Origin of the sequence: Xanthomonas cannabis pv. cannabis, from assembly GCF_000802365.1 — a bacterium.
Lineage (GTDB): Bacteria > Pseudomonadota > Gammaproteobacteria > Xanthomonadales > Xanthomonadaceae > Xanthomonas > Xanthomonas cannabis.
Genome location: NZ_JSZE01000041.1, coordinates 21,697 through 37,361 on the forward strand (window position 1 = coordinate 21,697; position 15,665 = coordinate 37,361).

Annotated in this window: 12 protein-coding genes and 1 riboswitch; of the genes, 3 read left to right on the forward strand and 9 right to left on the reverse strand. The window is 64.9% G+C overall.

What is annotated here, in order from left to right; all coding sequences use genetic code 11:
- Positions 1 to 44: 44 nt before the first annotated feature.
- The 4 genes from OZ10_RS08985 to ndk are packed head-to-tail and all read right to left on the reverse strand — an operon-like array spanning position 45 to position 3,341.
- Positions 45 to 896 (reverse strand): helix-turn-helix domain-containing protein, encoded by an 852-nt coding sequence (locus OZ10_RS08985; RefSeq protein WP_039564584.1) that lies wholly within the window; start codon positions 894 to 896, stop codon positions 45 to 47.
- A complete protein-coding gene (gene pilW, locus OZ10_RS08990) occupies positions 893 to 1,681 on the reverse strand; it encodes a type IV pilus biogenesis/stability protein PilW (RefSeq protein ID WP_039564585.1) in 789 nt (262 codons plus the stop codon). Before pilW ends, OZ10_RS08985 begins: the two co-directional genes overlap by 4 nt.
- A gap of 10 nt (positions 1,682 to 1,691) precedes the next feature.
- Positions 1,692 to 2,897: a dual-specificity RNA methyltransferase RlmN gene (rlmN, locus tag OZ10_RS08995; protein WP_039403811.1), complete on the reverse strand. Its 1,206-nt coding sequence runs from the start codon at positions 2,895 to 2,897 to the stop codon at positions 1,692 to 1,694.
- An 18-nt stretch (positions 2,898 to 2,915) separates the two neighbouring features.
- Complete coding sequence (gene ndk / locus OZ10_RS09000; protein WP_002812972.1) at positions 2,916 to 3,341, reverse strand: nucleoside-diphosphate kinase; 426 nt, start codon at positions 3,339 to 3,341, stop codon at positions 2,916 to 2,918.
- Positions 3,342 to 3,559: 218 nt separating this feature from the next.
- Here ndk and OZ10_RS09005 point away from each other — a divergent pair, with 218 nt between their 5' ends.
- The 3 genes from OZ10_RS09005 to OZ10_RS09015 all read left to right on the forward strand — a co-directional run bounded on the left by OZ10_RS09005 (position 3,560) and on the right by OZ10_RS09015 (position 7,957).
- Positions 3,560 to 4,192, forward strand: a complete 633-nt coding sequence (locus OZ10_RS09005; RefSeq protein WP_039403856.1) for a TetR/AcrR family transcriptional regulator — start codon at positions 3,560 to 3,562, stop codon at positions 4,190 to 4,192.
- A 24-nt stretch (positions 4,193 to 4,216) separates the two neighbouring features.
- Positions 4,217 to 6,589, forward strand: coding sequence for a 3-hydroxyacyl-CoA dehydrogenase/enoyl-CoA hydratase family protein (locus OZ10_RS09010; RefSeq protein WP_039564587.1), 2,373 nt, complete (start codon positions 4,217 to 4,219; stop codon positions 6,587 to 6,589).
- A gap of 162 nt (positions 6,590 to 6,751) precedes the next feature.
- Entirely contained in the window at positions 6,752 to 7,957 is a 1,206-nt protein-coding gene (locus OZ10_RS09015) for an acetyl-CoA C-acyltransferase (protein ID WP_039564588.1), read from the forward strand.
- Between the two features lie 158 nt (positions 7,958 to 8,115).
- Here the strand turns inward: OZ10_RS09015 and crcB are convergent, their stop codons facing one another.
- From crcB to OZ10_RS09040, 5 genes are all read right to left on the reverse strand, one after another.
- Positions 8,116 to 8,517, reverse strand: a complete 402-nt coding sequence (gene crcB / locus OZ10_RS09020; protein WP_039564608.1) for a fluoride efflux transporter CrcB — start codon at positions 8,515 to 8,517, stop codon at positions 8,116 to 8,118.
- A gap of 114 nt (positions 8,518 to 8,631) precedes the next feature.
- Positions 8,632 to 8,700: riboswitch (Fluoride riboswitch) on the reverse strand.
- Position 8,701: 1 nt separating this feature from the next.
- The gene (locus tag OZ10_RS09025; RefSeq protein ID WP_425598939.1) at positions 8,702 to 9,991 is read right to left on the reverse strand and encodes a replication-associated recombination protein A; all 1,290 of its coding nucleotides are present in this window, start codon (positions 9,989 to 9,991) and stop codon (positions 8,702 to 8,704) included.
- Positions 9,992 to 10,235: 244 nt separating this feature from the next.
- Positions 10,236 to 10,865: an outer membrane lipoprotein periplasmic chaperone LolA gene (lolA, locus tag OZ10_RS09030; RefSeq protein ID WP_039564591.1), complete on the reverse strand. Its 630-nt coding sequence runs from the start codon at positions 10,863 to 10,865 to the stop codon at positions 10,236 to 10,238.
- A gap of 98 nt (positions 10,866 to 10,963) precedes the next feature.
- Positions 10,964 to 12,880 carry a DUF3857 domain-containing transglutaminase family protein gene (locus OZ10_RS09035; RefSeq protein WP_039564593.1) on the reverse strand — a complete coding sequence of 639 codons (1,917 nt, stop codon included), beginning with the start codon at positions 12,878 to 12,880 and terminating at the stop codon, positions 10,964 to 10,966.
- 258 nt (positions 12,881 to 13,138) lie between these two features.
- The gene (locus OZ10_RS09040; protein ID WP_039564594.1) at positions 13,139 to 15,496 is read right to left on the reverse strand and encodes a DNA translocase FtsK; all 2,358 of its coding nucleotides are present in this window, start codon (positions 15,494 to 15,496) and stop codon (positions 13,139 to 13,141) included.
- Between the last annotated feature and the right edge of the window lie 169 nt (positions 15,497 to 15,665).

Genomic DNA, 15,665 nt, shown 5'->3' on the forward strand with positions numbered 1-15,665 from the left:
AGGCGCGGACATCAAAAGGGAAAAATGAAAAACCGCAGTCCGCTTCACTCGGAAGCAGGTACCACGGAGCCGTCGGAGGATACCGCAAAACGAGCCACGTTAGCGCGCTGGAACGGTTTCACATCGACGATACTGCCGCCTTGCTGAACCTGTACCGCCGACGCATTGCCCAGCACGATGCGGCCCACCTGACCTGGCGAATAACTGCGGCGTTCGCCAGCGCGAATCAGCGCCTTCTCGACCGCGCTGCCGTCCGGGGCCAGGATCTGCACCCAGCTGTCGCCGCTGAAACTCAGCGACAGGTCGCCGGCTCCGGCGGCTGCCGGCGCTTCATCGGTGGTGGCGGTACGCGGCACCGGCGTCATCGACGCGATATAGGGCGCCGGCTGTTCGCGCGGTGCGGCGGCGGGCTGCGTCGCGGCAGCGGGAGCACCGGCCTTGGCCGCAACCGGCATGCTGTCCAGCGATACCGTGCTTGGCGCCTTGCCATCCAGGTGCGAACGCGTTGCGTACCAGACCGGCACGGCGAACACACCGGTGATGACCACATACATCGCCTTGCGCGCAGTGCTTTCGAGAATGCGCCGGGCACGCGGGGTATGCGTATGGCTGACCAACTTGACCGGTTCGATGGGTGCGATGGTCGCCTGCTGCAGCAGCGGCTCCAGGTCGACCTGCAGCAGGCGCGCATAACTGCGCAACTGGCCGCGTACGAACACCGGCGCACCCAGGCGCTGCCACTCTTCCTGCTCCAGCGAATGCACCACCCGGGCAGGCATGCGCAGCTTGCCGGCGACCTCGTCCACGCTCAGACCTGCAGCTTCACGCGCCTCGCGCAACTGCGTTCCGCAGCCCTTTTCCTGCTCGAAAGGGTTCGGATTGGAATCACTGATCACAATGCATTGGCCCCGGGGTTAGCGGTCGCTGCGTCAGGAAATTCCTTGACCAACCGCTGTTGGTAACGGCTGGCAGCTACCTTGTCGCCTAGCCCTTGCTCAATCTGAATGGCGAGTTGTAACACGGAAGCCGTTGCCCGTGCAGCCGCAAGCCGCCGTTCGATGAAGGCGCGCGCCTCAAAAAAATGACGACGCCCCGCTTCCAGGCGCGCCATCGACTCCAGCGCATAGGGATTATTCGGGTCCAGTTCGAGCGCCTTGCGCAAATCGCCGGTTGCGCGTTCGGGTTGGCCGGCCTTGATCGCACAGCCACCGGCATTACCGAGCGCAGACGCTGGAGATGCATAGTTGCGGTCGGTCAGCGCCCGGTCGAACCACAGCAGCGATTCGGCAGGCGAGCCGTTGGCGCACAGCCAGGCACCGTAGTTGTTCAGCACATCGCCCCGCTGCGGCGCCAATTCGGCCGCACGGCGATAAGAAGCGCCGGAGCCGGCCACATCGCCCCGCCCCCCTTGGATCAGCGCCAGCATGCCGATGGCATCCACCGACTGCGGATCCTTCTTCAGTGCGGCTCGAACCTGCTCCTCGGCACCTGCGTAGTCGCCGGTTTGTAGCCGGTTACTGGCAAGCCCCAGCTTTTCCTGTACGGCAAGGCGATTCTTGGTGGCCTTGTCGTCGCGGAACGAGTACACCGGCGCGACTTCCTCCACGCTCTTGGCCGAGCCGGCCTTGGCATTACGACCACCGCAACCGACCGCACACAACGCGATCGCCACGGCCGCCATTAACGCGAGTTCACGCTGCCGCATCTCGATCGGCCTGCCCTTCTAATGTGCGGCGGAACTCCGCCTGGCGACGGGTACGGTCCATGACCTGCCCCTTGAGTTGCCCGCATGCCGCATCAATGTCGTCGCCACGGGTGCGGCGAACCATCGTCAGCACCTGCGCATCGAGCAGGATCTTCTGGAATGCGCGAATCTCCGTCTCGCCCGAGCGCTCGTAACGCGTACCAGGGAACGGATTGAACGGAATCAGGTTGACCTTGCCGGCGTCCTTGGACTGCACCGCATTATCGAACTGCCGCATCAACCGGGCCAGCTGGCGCGCATGCTCCGGCTGGTCGTTGATGCCCTTCATCAAGGTGTATTCGAAGGTCACCGAATCGCGCTTCTTGCTGCCGCGCAGATAGCGCGCGCAGGACTCCATCAGCTCGGCGATCGGGTACTTCCTGTTCAACGGCACCAGGCTCTCGCGCAGCGTGTCGTTGGCGGCATGCAGGGAGACTGCCAGCGATACGTCGCTTTCGGTCGAGAGCCGGTCGATCATCGGCACCAGGCCGGAGGTCGACAGCGTCACCCGCTTGCTGGCCAGGCCGTAGCCCAGATCGTCGCGCATCACGCTCATCGCGCGCACGACGTTGTCGAAATTCATCAACGGCTCACCCATGCCCATCATCACCACATTGGTGAGGCGGCGCTGTTGATGCGGCACGTTGCCCAGGTGACGCGCAGCGACCCACACCTGACCGATGATCTCGGCGGTGGTGAGGTTGCGGTTGAAGCCCTGGGTGGCGGTTGAACAGAACGTGCAGTTCAAGCCGCAGCCGACCTGGGAGGACACGCACAGCGTGCCGCGGCCCTTGTCGGGGATGTACACGGTTTCGATGGCGTTCTTGCCGTCGGTGCCCATGGCCAGTAGCCATTTGTGGGTGCCGTCGGTAGAGGGCTTGTCAAACACGACGTTGGGGACGAGGACCTCGGCATGCTGGTGCAACTTCGCACGCAATGCCTTGCCGAGGTCGGTCATCTGGTCGAAATCGGTGACGTAGCGATGGTGGATCCACTTCATCACCTGATGGGCACGGTAGCGCGCTTCGCCGAGCGTGTCGGCGAAGAAGCGCTCCAGTCCCTCGCGGTCGAGGTCGAGCAGGTTCTGCTTGCGCAGTTCCGGGGTACGGACGGGAACGTCCTGCAGCACGGAGGGGATCACGACCTCATTCACGATTCGACTCTCTCGGCCTCAGCGCGAGACCACTTCGGTGGCGGCAAAGAAATACGCGACTTCGTTGGCAGCGTTCTCGACCGAATCCGAGCCATGAGCGGCGTTGGCATCGATCGAATCAGCGAAGTCGGCGCGGATGGTGCCCGGCGCAGCGTCCTTGGGATTGGTCGCGCCCAGCAGGTCACGGTGTGCGGCAACGGCGTTTTCGCCTTCCAGCGCCTGGATCATCACCGGGCCGGAGATCATGAACTCGACCAGCGCATTGAAGAACGGACGCTCACGGTGCACGGCGTAGAAGCCTTCGGCTTCGCGACGCGACAGCTGCTTGTACTTGGCGGCCACGACCTTCAGGCCAGCCTTCTCGAAGCGGCTGTAGATTTCGCCGATGACGTTCTTGGCAACGGCGTCGGGCTTGATGATGGACAGGGTGCGCTCCAGCGCCATGGGAAATTCTCCGTTGGGCGGGCCACTGAAGGCCCGAGGTTATCATGAAAAAAACCCGCGTCAAAACGCGGGCTTAGGCTTCTTTGCGATGGTCAATTCTATCGTGTCGCCCATCCATTTGCACACCGCCCCCTGAATCGTGCTGCATTGCCGCATGACGCGGCTGCAACCAAGCCCGTAGACTCAAACAATCGTTTGATTGAGCCTTACCCCAGCGCATGCCCAAGCCTGCCCACTTCTCCACCAAGGACCGCATTCTCGGTGCCGCCGAGGAGCTGTTCGCCCAGCATGGGTTTGCCGGTACCTCGCTGCGGCAGCTGACCACCCAGGCCGACGTGAATATCGCTGCGGTCAACTATCACTTCGGCTCCAAGGAAAACCTGGTCAATGAGGTGTTCCGCCGCCGGATGGACGAGATGACTGCCGCACGGCTGCAGCAGCTGGAGGCGGCAAGGAAAACCCGGCCCGGCGAGCTCACTGCCGTGCTCGCAGCCTTCGTCGAGCCGGCACTGGCGATGGCGCAGGACCGCCAGAACGGCGGCGCCTTCGTGCGCGTGATTGCCCGCGCCTACGCCGAAAAGAACGACAACCTGCGCAAGTTCCTGTCCGACCATTACGGTCATGTGCTGCGCGAATTCGGCAAGGCCATCGCCGTCTGCGTGCCGGGCCTGAGCAAGGAAGAGCTGTATTGGCGGCTGGACTTCCTGGCCGGCGCACTCACCTACGCCATGGCCGACTTCGGCTTGATCAAGCGCCCGGCGGGCGTCAGCGAGGCCGACCACCGCACGCGCGCGGCGCGCGAACTCATTCGTTTCGCGGAACCCGGGTTCCGTGCTCATTCCACACCGTAAACGCTCCACCAAGAGGCCATTGCTATGTCCAATCCGTTGCTAGTCCGTCGCGCCGCCGTGCTCGGTGCCGGCGTCATGGGCGCGCAGATCGCCGCGCACCTCACCAATGCCGGTGTCGACACCGTGCTGTTCGACCTGCCTGCCAAGGAAGGTCCGGCCGACGGCATCGTGCTCAAGGCCATCGCCAATCTCGGCAAGCTCAGCCCTGCCCCGCTCGCCAGCAAGGCGCTAGCCGAAGCGATCACCCCGGCCAACTACGAAAGCGGCCTGGAGCAGCTGCGCGACTGCGACCTGATCATCGAGGCGATCGCCGAGCGGATGGACTGGAAGCAGGACCTCTACAAGAAGATCGCTCCGTTCGTGGCCGATCATGCCGTGCTGGCCTCCAACACCTCCGGCCTGGGCATCAATAAGCTTTCCGACGTGCTGCCCGAGCAGCTGCGCCACCGATTCTGCGGCGTGCATTTCTTCAACCCGCCGCGCTACATGCACCTGGCCGAACTGATTCCGGCCAAGGGCACCGACAAGGCCGTGCTCGAAGGTCTGGAAGCCTTCCTGGTCACCACGCTCGGCAAGGGCGTGGTGTATGCCAAGGACACCCCGAACTTCATCGGTAACCGCATCGGCGTGTTCTCGATCCTGTCCACCATCCATCACACGCAGGAGTTCGGCCTGGGCTTCGATGAAGTCGATGCGTTGACCGGCCCGCTGGTCGGCCGCCCCAAGTCGGCCACCTACCGCACCTCGGACGTGGTCGGCCTGGACACCATGGCGCACGTCATCAAGACCATGGGCGACACCCTGCCGGACGACCCGTGGCACCAGTACTTCACCGCGCCGAAGTGGCTGGAAGCGCTGATCGCCAAGGGCGCGCTGGGCCAGAAGGTCGGCGCCGGCATCTTCCGCAAGGTCGGCAAGGACATCGTGGTGCTGGACCTGCAGAAGCAGGATTACCGCGCCGCTGATCGCACTGCCGCGCCGGAAGTGGTCGAGATCCTGAAGATCAAGAACCCGGCGGAAAAGTTCGCCAAGCTGCGTGAAAGCCAGCACCCGCAGGCACAGTTCCTGTGGGCCACGTTCCGCGACCTGTTCCATTACAGCGCCTATCACCTGGCCGACATCGCCGAGACCGCGCGCGACGTGGATCTGGCGATCCGCTGGGGCTACGGCTGGTCGCTCGGCCCGTTCGAAACCTGGCAGGCCGCCGGCTGGAAACAGGTGGCACAGTGGATTGCCGAAGATATTTCCAGCGGCAAGAGCATGAGCAGCGCGCCGCTGCCGAACTGGGTGTTCGACGGCCGCGATGGCGTGCATGGTGCGGAAGGCTCGTACAGCCCGGCGCGCGATGCCAAACTGCCGCGCTCTGCCCTGCCGGTCTACAAGCGCCAGCGCTTCCCCGATCCGTTGCTGGGCGAGCAGTTCTCGCCGGGCGAGACCGTGTTCGAAAACGACGGCGTGCGCATGTGGCATGACGGCGACGACATCGCTGTGGTCAGCTTCAAGACCAAGATGAACACCGTGTCCGACCACGTGCTCAACGGCCTGCAGGAAGTCGTCGGCCGCGCCGAGAAGGACTTCGCCGGGTTGGTGATCTGGCAGCAGAAGGAGCCCTTCTCTGCCGGTGCGGACCTGGCCGGCGCGCTTGGCCTGCTGCAGGCCGGCAAGGTGGATGCATTCGAAGCCTTGGTCGCCAATTTCCAGGCCACCAGCCAGCGCATCAAGTATGCGCAGGTGCCGGTGATTTCCGCGGTGCGCGGCCTGGCACTGGGCGGCGGTTGCGAGTTCCAGATGCATAGCGCCAAGACCGTGGCCTCGCTGGAAAGCTATATCGGCTTGGTGGAGGCCGGCGTCGGCCTGCTGCCGGCCGGTGGCGGCCTGAAGGAAATCGCGGTCCGCGCTTCGATTGCGGCGGGTCCGGGCGGCGACGTATTCGCCGAGTTGAAGAAGACCTTCGAAACCGTCGCGATGGCCAAGGTGTCCAACTCGGCGGTCAACGCCAAGGAGCTGGGCCTGCTGCGTGCCACCGACAAGATCGTCTTCAACAGCTACGAGGCACTGCACATCGCCAAGGCCGAAGCCCGTGCGCTGGCCGAGGGTGGCTACCGCGCTCCGCTGCCGGCCCGTCGCATCCAGGTCGCCGGCGATGTGGGTATCGCCACTTTCAAGATGCTGCTGGTCAACATGCTGGAAGGCCGTTTCATCAGCGAATACGACTACGAGATCGCCACCCGCATCGCCACCGTGGTCTGCGGCGGCGAAGTCGATCGCGGCGCGTTGGTGGACGAAGAATGGTTGCTCAAGCTCGAGCGCAAGCACTTCGTCGAACTGGCCCAGCAGGAAAAGACCCAGGCGCGGATTGGGCACATGCTCAAGACCGGCAAGCCGTTGAGGAACTGAGATTTGGGATTGGGGATTGGGGATTCGTAACAGCGGATCCCCTGCCCTCCAACTTTCTCGCTTCCACCAAATTCATCCGCCGGGCAGGAACATTCGGGCACGCGGATTCGCTTTGACGAATCCCAACTCCCGAATCCCGAATCCCGGCTATCGGAGATAGCCATGAGCAAGCAGATTCAAGACGCCTACATCGTTGCCGCCACGCGTACGCCGGTCGGCAAGGCACCCAAGGGCGTGTTCCGCAATACCCGTCCCGACGACATGCTGGCGCACGTGCTGCGCGCAGTGGTCGCGCAGGCGCCGGGCATCGACCTGTCGCGGATCGACGATGCCATCATCGGTTGCGCCATGCCCGAGGGCGAGCAAGGCATGAACGTGGCGCGCATTGGCGTACTGTTGGCCGGCCTGCCGAATTCGGTCGCCGGTCAGACCATCAATCGCTTCTGTTCGTCCGGCATCCAGGCCGTGGCGATTGCGGCCGACCAGATCCGCCTGGGCAATGCCGACCTGATGCTGGCCGGCGGCACCGAATCGATGTCGATGGTGCCGATGATGGGCAACAAGGTCGCCATGTCGCCGAGCGTGTTTGCCGACGACCACGTGGCCATCGCCTACGGCATGGGCATCACCGCCGAAAAGGTCGCCGAGGAGTGGAAAGTCTCGCGCGAAGATCAGGATGCGTTCGCATTGGCTTCGCATCAGAAGGCGATTGCCGCGATTGCTGCCGGCGAATTCCGCGACGAGATCACCCCGTACGAAATCCATTCGCACCAGCCCGACCTGGCGGGCAACGTCATCGCGCTGCGCAAGCGCCTGGTCGATACCGACGAAGGCCCGCGTCCGGACAGTTCGCTCGAAGGCCTGGCCAAGCTGCGCCCGGTGTTCCGCAACGGCCAGTTCGGCGGCAGCGTGACGGCTGGCAATTCGTCGCAGATGAGCGATGGTGCCGGCGCGGTGCTGTTGGCGTCCGAACAGGCGATCAAGGATTACGGCCTGACCCCGCTGGCCCGTTTCGTCAGCTTCTCGGTCGCCGGCGTGCGCCCGGAAGTCATGGGCATCGGCCCGATCGCCGCGATTCCCAAGGCGCTCAAGCAGGCCGGTCTGACCAAGGATCAGCTCGACTGGATCGAGCTCAACGAAGCCTTCGCCGCGCAGGCGCTGGCAGTGATCCGCGACAGCGAACTGGACCCGTCCAAGGTCAACCCGCTGGGCGGCGCGATCGCGCTGGGCCATCCGCTGGGCGCCACCGGCGCGATCCGCGCCGCCACCCTGGTGCACGGCCTGCGTCGTCGCCAGCAGAAGTACGGCATGGTCACCATGTGCATCGGCACCGGCATGGGCGCAGCGGGCATCATCGAAGCGCTGTAAGTCAGGCATCGCGAGATCGGCCGCCATGCCGCTCTCGTCAGACAGGTCAGATGCTCACCGAAGGCGTGCGAGATCACGCCTTCGGATTTTTTGAAGAGCACGGCTTACCAAGCACGCAAGACGCGTCTGCCTGTCGCGAAGATGCGGCAAGCCGCGACCTAGCGTGCAATCAACCACTGCCCGGCACGCGCACCGGCAAACACCAACGCCAGCCCAGCCACCAGGGTCACCGCCAGATACACGCCGATCAGCGTCGAGCGGTCGCTGCGCGCGAACATCAGGCACTCCATCATCAGCGACGAAAAGGTGGTCAGCCCGCCAATCACGCCGACAATCAACAAGGCGCGTAACGGCCAGCTCGAAGGACCACGCGCCTCCAGCCACACCATCAGCACGCCGGCGACGAACGAACCCACCAGGTTGACGGTCAATGTTCCCCACGGGAACCCGCTGCCAAAGCGCTGCAGCAACGATGCACCGATCGCAAACCGCAGTCCCGACCCCAGCGCTCCGCCGGTCATTGCCAGCAACAGTTGCTGCCACCACACCGGCGCGCTCATGCGGTAACCCCGCAGTCGGCGGCCGGCAGTGTCTTTGAAGAACCAGCATGCAAAAACGGCATCATCCATCCTCGGTCAAGAAGCGATGCCGGGCACGGACCTGCCGCCCCGGCGGGGTGGGCAGGCATCATCAGCGCGCAGAACGCGTGCGGTTCAAGGAGGAATGCCATCTCCTGCGGCCCGATTATGCCGTGGAATTGCCGGCCTTGTCAGCCCGCGCCTGGGCGCGCGCGGCGCGTAATCGATCAAGCTTTTCCTTGAGCTTGATCTCCAGCCCGCGCGGTACCGGGTTGTAATAGACCCGCTCTCCCATCGCATCCGGAAAGCCGGTCTGATCCAGCGCGATACCGCCTTCGGCATCGTGGTCGTACTGGTAATCCTGGCCGTAACCGAGCGTCTTCATCAGTTTGGTCGGCGCATTGCGCAGATGCAGCGGCACCTCCTGCGTGCCGGTGGCGCGCACTTCGGCCTTGGCCTGATTGAAGGCGGCGTAGCCGGCGTTGGATTTGGCGGTGCTGGCCAAATACAGCACCAGCTGCGCGAAGGCCAGTTCGCCTTCCGGGCTACCCAGGCGCTCGTAAATATCCCATGCCTCCAGCGCCATGCTCTGCGCGCGCGGATCGGCCAGGCCGATGTCCTCGATCGCCATGCGGGTCAGCCGGCGCGCCAGATAGGCCGGGTCACAGCCGCCGTCGAGCATGCGGGTGAGCCAGTACAGCGCGGCATCCGGGTTGGAACTGCGCACGGACTTGTGCAGTGCCGAGATCTGGTCGTAGAACTGTTCGCCGTTCTTGTCGAAGCGACGGGTGCGGTCGGCCAGCACCTGCAGCAACGTCTGCGGCGTGATCTCGCCGCCCTCGCCGGTCGCCAGCTCGGCGGCGATTTCCAGCAGGGTCAAGGCGCGCCGCACATCGCCATCGGCGGCGCCGGCGATTTCCAGCAGCGATGCATCGCTGACCTGGATCGTCTCCTGGCCCAACCCGCGCTCCGGATCGTGCAAGGCCCGCTGCAGCGCTTCGACGATGTCCTGCGGCGACACCGCTTCCAACACGTGCACGCGGCAACGCGACAGCAATGCCGAGTTCAATTCGAACGAGGGGTTCTCGGTGGTCGCGCCGACGAACAGAATCGTACCGCGCTCGATGTGCGGCAGGAACGCGTCCTGCTGCGCCTTGTTGAAGCGATGCACCTCATCGACGAACAGCACCGTGCGCCGACCACCGGCAAAGCGCTGCGCGGCTTCGGCAAGCACCTGCCGCACCTCCGGCAACCCCGACAACACCGCAGAAATCGCCTTGAATTCGGCATCTGCGTAATGCGCCAGCAGCAGCGCCAGCGTGGTCTTGCCGCAGCCCGGCGGGCCCCACAGGATCATCGAATGCACGCGGCCGGATTCCACCGCGCGGCGCAGCGCGCTGTCGGCTGTCAGCAGACGCTTTTGACCGACCATTTCATCCAGCGTGCGCGGACGCATGCGCTCGGCCAGCGGACGCAGGTGATCGGCGTCCACGCTGAGCAGATCGGCGGTACCTTCAATGGGGGATCTGGTTCGTGCCACGCCCCATTCTATCGCGCCATCGCGTTAGGGCATTGCGGTGACGGTGCGCGTTGGCGGCATGCACCGTGCCGGCCACGCATGGGTCTTGAATGCGAACGACGATGTGGCGGCAGACGCCTTCCCAAAGAAAGACATCTGCACGTGCAGTGCAAGCGCCCCGTTACTGCGCGTCGCCTACCACATCCACACCCTTGGCCGGGGTGTAGCGGAAGGTGTCGGCGGCAAATGCAGGGTTGCGTTTCCACCCGCTGAAGCTGATCGCGGTGCGCTGGCCGACCGCATCGACGACTTCCATCCTGGCCAGGCCGTCCTTGCCGAACCCGAGCGAGGCCATCTGGAAGCTGGCTTCGGTGTCGACCTTGGGCGTCAGCGACAACCACTGCAGCCCGTCGCGCGGTGCGGCTTCTTCGCTGACGTCGTACTGCTTGTCCAGGCGCGCCGGGTCGATCAGGGCCACCAGCGGGCTGTTCTGCTCTTCGCTGCCCTGCGCACGCACCGTCACCTGCTCCAGGTCGGGGTCAAATACCCACACCTTCCTGCCGTCGGCCACGATCAATTGCTTGTAGGGCTTGGCGTATTCCCAACGGAACAGGCGCGGTGCCGATAAGGCCACCCGCCCGCTCGAGCGTTCCTTGACCCGGCCATTGCCATCGGTGACCTGCTGGTTAAACTGCCCGTCCAAGCCTTTCAGGCCGTGCGTGAACGTATCCAGCTCCTGGCGCGCACCGGCAAACGCGGTACCGGCGAACAGGGCGGTGGCGAGGACGGCATAACGGAGCTGGCGATGCATCGCGGTCTTCCTGAAGGAGTGCGTCAATTCTGAAGCTTCGTAGATGAATGGGCGAGCGCTATCGCATCGACCTGTTCATGCGGCGCACTCGCCCGCCGTCATGGCGCGGTCTGCACCTTGGCGAGATCGCCATACACGATCTGCCCGCGAAAACCGCGTCGCACCTGCTGGTAGAGCTCGCGAAACGCGCGATAGTCCTGCGGCTGGCACAGCGCCTGCGGCCCACGCACGGCAGCACGCTGCAGGCGATGCACCGCCGTGACGGTCTGCCCCTGCCGCGTCCAGTCCACCGCGTACTCGCCCGCGGCATTGCGAAACCTGCTGCTGCGCGGAATGGCGATGATCGGCACCGTCTCCGGGAAGGTCACCACGTAGGTTTCCTCGCGCACGCTGTCATTGCAGTAGAACGGGGTCAGATTGTCTTCGGCCGAGGTGGTGGTGTAGATGCCGCGCGTGGATTCGGCCCCCGGCATGTCGGGCAAGGTCATGCCGCCGACCACCGAGAAATCCACCGCGTCGTCGGCCTGGAAGCGATAGCGATAGTTGAACGGCGCGTCCAGATCCAGCGGGTCGCCCTGGATCAACAGATCGCCGGTGCCGTCGAAGCCGGACTGGGCAATGATCGACTCTTCGATGCGGTTGCGGTTTTGCGCATTGAGCTGCACGAACATCGCGCGCAGGCCCACCTCGCCGGTTTGCCCGCTATCCAGTGTGGTCAGGCCCTGCAGGCCGCCCTGCGGCGTGAACCGGTACTCGGTGCGCGCGACATAGCGATTGACCTTGCGGTCGTTCGGCGGCGTGTGCGTGACCTTGCCGTCGCGCGTGTGCACTACCGGCGCACCGAGATCGCCGGCCGGCAACTGCCCGAAGCGTGCGTACGGGTTGGTTGAATCGACATACAGATCGAACGCCGGGATGTAGGTGATGGCGTGATTGAAGCGCCCCAGCACCGGGATCGGCGGCAGCGTCGGCCCGCCCTCGGCGCCGATCAGCACCGGCGTGCTGGCGATGCCCTTGGCGGCCAGCAGCGCTTCGAGGATGACGGTGTGGTCCTTGCAGTCGCCGTAATGGTTGGCCAGAATGCTGTCGGCGCTATTGGGTTCCAGCCCGCCGTTGCCCAGATACACCGCGACATAGCGGATGTTGCGCGCCACCCAGGCGTACAGTGCCGCCGCCTGCGCGCGCGGGTCGTCGATGCCTTGGGTGACCTGGTCGGCCACTGCCTGGATCGCCGGCGTGACCGCCGCCGCGCGCCCACCCTTGACGTGATAGGCCAGGCCCATCTGCGACCAGCTGTCGAAGGTGCTGGCCATCAAGGTGGGGCTGAACTCCCAGGTCGCCGCGCTCCAGTTCTGGTTCTTCATCGGCACGGCGCGTTGATACCGCCACTCCCAACGTGCCTGATCGCCGCGGACCACCGGCTTGCTGCCGCCCTGCAGGCCGCGCACGGACAAATGCATCGGCAGCGCCTTGGGCGCCACCAGGGTAACCACCGCATCGTCGTACTGCGCAAACACGCTGAAGGTCTCCCACAGGCTGAAATAGCCGGGGAAATACGGGGTGTTCTGCGCCCGACGCACGCGGTAGACGATGCGCGCGCCCGGCGCCAGATTCGGGAACACCACTACCTTGACCTTGCGATCGGCGTACATCGCCGCCGAGGCGCTGGAGTAGCTCTCCTGGGTATAGATCTTGTCGGTCGCCACATCCTGGCGCAGGCCTTCGGCGGTAACGGTATAGGCCGCCAGTACCTCGAGGGTTTCCATCTTCTCGCTATAGCTCAGCCGCACCTGGCTGAACTGCTCCACCGCCGACTTGGTCTTCAGCAGGATCTCGTACTCGTCGGTCTCCACGCTGCTGGCGTCGGCGCGCACTTCGTAGTCGGCGCGATAGCGCACGAAACTGTAGTTGGTATCGGCCTGCGTGCGCGGTGCAGGCGCGGCCGGCTGTTGCGCCTGGGCAAGCAGCGGAGCGGAGACGATCAGCACAAACAACAACAACGGACGACGCAGCATGGGTCTCGATCGCGGCGGGCCGGAGCGGCCCTTCGTCAGACAGGGTAGCCGGTGTGCCGCGCGATGACAGGCACCGACTTCCAACATTGCCGTATTGCCGCGTCCGGTTGCGCTCGCCACTGCGCTGCACGCGGTGGGCCGCGGCGGCCTGGGCAGGCCGCCTCAGTGAGCTGCCAACGCCAAACCAGAATGACCCAAGGCGCAGGCGTCAGGCGTGGCGGCGGGCCGCAATCTGCACGTCCCGTATCGCCGCCGCACTCACTTGGGCGGCGGCGGTGCCAGCACCGTGCGGTCGCCGTTGTGTTCGGGCGGGCTGACCACGCCAGCGGCTTCCATTGCCTCGATCAGCCGCGCAGCGCGGTTGTAGCCGATCTTCAGGCGACGCTGCACGCCGGAAATCGAGGCGCGTCGGGTTTCGGTGACGATGCGCAAGGCTTCGTCGTACAACGGGTCGGACTCGTCGCCGCCACCGCCACTGCTTTCCGGCAGGCCGGTGGCACCGACCACCGTGCCATCGCCCATGGTCTGCACTTCGTCCAGTACGCCGTCCACATACGACACCGGCCCGCTGGCCTTGAGGTGCTCGACCACGCGATGCACTTCTTCGTCGCTGACGAAGGCGCCGTGCACGCGGTCCGGCAGCGCGGTGCCCGGCGGCAGGTACAGCATGTCGCCATTGCCCAGCAGCGCCTCGGCGCCGGACTGGTCCAGGATGGTGCGCGAGTCGATCTTGGAGCTGACCTGGAATGCCACGCGGGTCGGGATATTGGCCTTGATCAACCCGGTGATCACGTCCACCGACGGCCGCTGCGTGGCCAGGATCAAGTGGATACCGGCCGCACGTGCCTTCTGTGCCAGACGCGCGATGAGCTCTTCGACCTTTTTACCGACGATCATCATCATGTCGGCGAATTCGTCGATGAAGATGACGATGAACGGCAGCGTTTCCAGTGGCCGCGGCGCTTCGCCCAGTTCCGGATTCGGCTTGAAGAGGGGGTCCATCAGCGGCTGGCCGGCATCCTCGGCGTCCTTGACCTTCTTGTTGAAGCCGGCCAGGTTGCGCACGCCCACGGCGCTCATCAGCTTGTAGCGCCGCTCCATTTCGGCCACGCACCAGCGCAGGCCGTTGGCGGCTTCCTTCATGTCGGTGACCACCGGCGCCAGCAGATGCGGGATGCCCTGGTAGACGCTCAGTTCAAGCATCTTCGGGTCGATCATCAGCATGCGCAGTTCCTTGTGCGAGGCCTTGAACAACAGGCTCAGCACCATCGCATTGACCGCCACCGACTTACCCGAGCCGGTGGTACCGGCCACCAGCAAGTGCGGCATGCGCGCCAGATCGGCCACGGTCGGGCGTCCGGCGATGTCCTTGCCCAGCGCAAGCGTCAGTGGGCTGGCCGACTTGTCGTATTCCTTGGAGCGCAGAAGCTCCGACAGGAAGATCATCTCGCGGGTGACATTGGGAATTTCCAGGCCGATCACCGACTTGCCCGGAATCACGTCCACCACACGCACCGACTTCACCGACAGCCCGCGCGCGATGTCCTTGTCCAGCGAACTGATCTGGCTGACCTTGATGCCTGGCGCCGGCTCGATTTCGAAGCGGGTGATCACCGGGCCCGGATAGGCCCCGACCACCTGCGCCTCGATGCGGAAGTCCTTGAGCTTGAACTCGATCTGCCGCGACAGCGTTTCCAGCGTTTCTTCCGAATAGCCCTTGGCCTGCGGCTTGGGGTCGTCCAGCAGCGCCAGCGGCGGCAGGTCCGAGCCGTCGGTACTGACGCCCTGGAACATCGGAAGCTGGGTGTCGCGCTTGGCGCGTTCGCTTTTTTCCACCACCGGTGCCGGCGGCGGCTCGATCTTCACCGGCTCGCGTTTGGCCTGCTTGACCGCATCGACCTTGCGCACTTCCTCGCGCTCCTCGCGCATCACCCGGGTCTGCTGCCACTCGCTGGCCTGGTGGGTCTTGCGCTGCATCAGCGGCCCCAGCGCCAGCACCCACCTGCCGATGCGCTCCATCACCGCAAACCACGACAGGCCGGTGGCCAGGGTGATCGACACCAGCAGCAGCACCAACACGAACAGGTTCGCGCCCAGCGCGCCGAAACCGGCGCTCAGCGAGTTGCTCACCAATCGCCCAAGGATGCCGCCCGCCCCCGCGACGTCGCCATTGAACAGGCGCAGGTGCAGAAAGCCGGTCGAGGAGATCAGGAAGCCGACCATGCCGACCAGGCGCAACGCTGGCCCCAGGTCGGCCTCGGCCTGCCCTTCCTTGTCCATGCCGAACAAGGCGATCCAGGCCACCGCGCCCAGCACCACCGGCAGCAGGAAGGCCACGTAACCGAACAGCTGCAGCAACACGTCGGCAATCCAGGCACCGACCCGGCCGCCCATATTGTGCACCGGCGCGACCACGCTGCCGGTCTGCGACCAGCCCGGGTCGGCGGCCGAATAGGTGAACAGGCTGGCCAGCAGATACAGCAGCAATGGCGCTACCGCAATCAAGGCCAGATCGCGCCAGAGCTTTTGCCGACGCGGATTGTCGGCCACCGCCGGCTTGCGCGACGACGACTTGCCCTCTGCGGGCTTGCTGCGTTCGGGAACCTGCTTTGCCACCTGTAGCCAGACCTTAGAAAAATGCTGTTAGTGGTTGATAATAAACGACCGAGGCCACGCTGACAGCTGTTGTATGACCACCGGTTGCCTCGCCGCGTGCGGGTCAACGAAAAACGCCGCACGAGGCGGCGTCGGACATGCACGGCGGGCGGACCATGCCATCTGCGGC

Bases quoted from the DNA above. Each gene is read 5' to 3' on its own strand.
- pilW (WP_039564585.1), bottom strand. From the start codon at position 1,681: ATGGCGGCCGTGGCGATCGCGTTGTGTGCGGTCGGTTGCGGTGGTCGT.
- ndk (WP_002812972.1), bottom strand. From the start codon at position 3,341: ATGGCGCTGGAGCGCACCCTGTCCATCATCAAGCCCGACGCCGTTGCC.
- OZ10_RS09005 (WP_039403856.1), top strand. From the start codon at position 3,560: ATGCCCAAGCCTGCCCACTTCTCCACCAAGGACCGCATTCTCGGTGCC.
- OZ10_RS09010 (WP_039564587.1), top strand. From the start codon at position 4,217: ATGTCCAATCCGTTGCTAGTCCGTCGCGCCGCCGTGCTCGGTGCCGGC.
- OZ10_RS09015 (WP_039564588.1), top strand. From the start codon at position 6,752: ATGAGCAAGCAGATTCAAGACGCCTACATCGTTGCCGCCACGCGTACG.
- crcB (WP_039564608.1), bottom strand. From the start codon at position 8,517: ATGAGCGCGCCGGTGTGGTGGCAGCAACTGTTGCTGGCAATGACCGGC.
- OZ10_RS09025 (WP_425598939.1), bottom strand. From the start codon at position 9,991: ATGCGTCCGCGCACGCTGGATGAAATGGTCGGTCAAAAGCGTCTGCTG.
- lolA (WP_039564591.1), bottom strand. From the start codon at position 10,865: ATGCATCGCCAGCTCCGTTATGCCGTCCTCGCCACCGCCCTGTTCGCC.
- OZ10_RS09035 (WP_039564593.1), bottom strand. From the start codon at position 12,880: ATGCTGCGTCGTCCGTTGTTGTTGTTTGTGCTGATCGTCTCCGCTCCG.